Source organism: Alcanivorax sp. HI0044, assembly GCF_001634945.1.
In genome coordinates this window covers 1-2,411 of sequence record NZ_LWEZ01001267.1, presented here as the reverse complement: position 1 = coordinate 2,411, position 2,411 = coordinate 1, and the positions used below count along the sequence as shown (strand labels likewise).

Genomic DNA, 2,411 nt, shown 5'->3' with positions numbered 1-2,411 from the left:
CTTGCGCTAGGTTACACATGCTTGTCGGGGCGCACCTGAACGCTGGCTTGCTAGGTATCGTCGGTCTGAGGTGCGAACTCAGCCGATGGATTCTTTATCGGCGTATGAATAGGTGCGGGGTGGGGCCAAATCTCCTACCGTCTGTACCCTTGGGTCAGATGCCCCTTTGGTCCCTCCACCCCGGCAAGTCCTGCATGGTTGCAGGAAGAGCATTCAAACATACAAGCACCTCTTGAGGTGCGAACCGGGCCTAGCGAGGCGGCAAAGATCAAGATCCTTCCGCCATTCTTTCTGGAACCCGTCGAGTTTTGAGACTCCTGATCGCCCTGCGGGCGATTTCCGCGCAAGCGCGGTTCGCACCTCAAGAGGTACTCCTACAGCGGCTTCGTAGAAGTTGCGGACTACGAGGAACTTTCCGACTTGTAGCTTGTAGCTTGTAGCTGTTCTAAACTCGCTCCCCATGCGAGACGATACCCGTGATTTCCTTTCCCTGTTCCTGAACGACACGCCCCTGCTGGACGTGCGCGCCCCCGTGGAATTTGCCAAAGGCGCCTTTCCCGGTGCCACCAATATCGCCCTGATCAACGATGACGAGCGTCACCAAATTGGCATCTGTTACAAGCAGCAGGGCCAGCAGGCGGCCATTGACCTGGGTAACAAGCTGGTCAGCGGCGAAGAGCGGGAACGGCGCATGCAAGCCTGGCAGCAGTGGTGGCAGGCCAACCCGGACGGCTATCTGTATTGCTTCCGTGGCGGGCTGCGCAGCCAGACCACCCAAGCCTGGCTGCGCGAAGCAGGCATCGATGCACCGCTGGTCACCGGTGGTTACAAAGCACTGCGCCGGTTTCTGATTGATGAAATGGAAGCCTGTATCGCCAGCCTGCCACTGGAGGTGCTATGCGGCCGCACCGGCTGTGCCAAGACACGGGTGATTGAACAACAGGCCAACGCCATCGATCTGGAAGGGCTGGCCCACCATCGCGGCTCCTCTTTCGGCCGACGCCCCGGCGGTCAGCCCAGCCAAATCGATTTTGAAAATACCCTGTCCATCGCCCTGATCAAACAGCGTGCCGCCCAGCCTGCCCGTATTCTGGTGGAAGACGAAAGCAAGCTGATCGGTCGTTGCCATCTGCCCTTTTCACTGCAAGACCAGATCAAGGCGCAGCCACGTATCGTGATCGAGGAATCCCTGGACGCCCGCGTGCAGGTGACCCTGGAAGATTACGTGATCGGCCCGCTGCAGGAGTATGCCCACTACTTCGGTGAGCAGGATGCTCTCAAGCAGCTCGGCGATGAACTGCTGGCGGCCATGGACCGCATTCGCCGCCGCCTGGGTGGTATTCGCCATCAGCAGCTGCGCCAGCAACTTCAGGAAGCCCTGGCCGTGCAAGCCGCCTGCGGCGATACCGAGCTGCACCGCGAATGGATCCACAACCTGCTCGCCGATTATTACGACCCCATGTACGACTACATGCTGTCGCGCCGGGTCGGCACCATCGTCTTCCAGGGCACCCGTGCCGAAGTCAGCGATTTCCTCAACAACCGCTGACGCAAAACCCCGCGCAAGCCGCTATACTGCGCGCAACGGTTGCGTATGGCCGAACCCGCAATCGTCCCGTGCACGTTCCCTCATAAAGTTCGGTAAGCCTCCCTATTGAACGGAGACAACAATGCGTTTGAAATTTCTGGCTGCACTGGCCGCTGCCCTGCTCCTCTCTGCCTGTAATGACCCCAAAACCGATACCTTCACCTTTACGGCGATTCCGGATCAGGATGAATCCCAGCTGGTAAAACGGTTCGGAAGCATCGCCGCCCATCTGGAAGAACAGCTGGGCGTGCCGGTGAAATACGTACCGGTGAAATCCTACGCTGCCGCAGTGACTGCCTTCCGCAACGATGAGGTACAAATGGCCTGGTTCGGCGGCCTGTCCGGCGTGCAGGCCCGGCGTCTTGTCCCCGGTTCCGAGGCCATTGCCCAGGGCCAGGAAGACACCGCTTTCAAGTCGTATTTCATTGCCAACAGCAGCACCGGCCTCGAACCTGTCGAAACACTGGGTCAAGACTTTATTGCCCAGCCATCATTCACCTTCGGTTCCAAGGGCAGCACATCTGGCCGCCTGATGCCGGAATTCTATCTGCGCGAGACCTTTAACAAGGCGCCGGAAGACCTGTTCAAGAAAGTCGGTTTCTCCGGGGACCACAGCCGTACCATCGCCCTGGTACAAAGCGGGGCTTACGCCACTGGCGCGGTGAATTTCAAAGTCTGGGAGCGCGAGCTGGCGGAAGGCAAAATCGATACCAGCAAGGTCAGTGTGATCTGGGAAACCCCCACCTACCCGGACTACCACTGGACCGTTCGCGGCGATCTGAATGAGCGCTTCGGCGAAGGCTTCAGCCAGCGCGTTACTGAA

2 protein-coding genes are annotated in these 2,411 nt (G+C 59.1%); both read left to right on the top strand.

What is annotated here, in order from left to right; genetic code table 11:
• Positions 1 to 460 precede the first annotated feature (460 nt).
• Positions 461 to 1,549: a tRNA 2-selenouridine(34) synthase MnmH gene (gene mnmH, locus A3730_RS18235; protein ID WP_063519690.1), complete on the top strand. Its 1,089-nt coding sequence runs from the start codon at positions 461 to 463 to the stop codon at positions 1,547 to 1,549.
• 121 nt (positions 1,550 to 1,670) lie between these two features.
• Positions 1,671 to 2,411: putative selenate ABC transporter substrate-binding protein (locus tag A3730_RS18230; RefSeq protein WP_063538625.1), on the top strand; the 741-nt coding region annotated here is incomplete at its 3' end.

Excerpts from the sequence above, each read along its gene's own strand:
- mnmH (WP_063519690.1), top strand. The coding sequence starts at position 461 with ATGCGAGACGATACCCGTGATTTCCTTTCCCTGTTCCTGAACGACACG.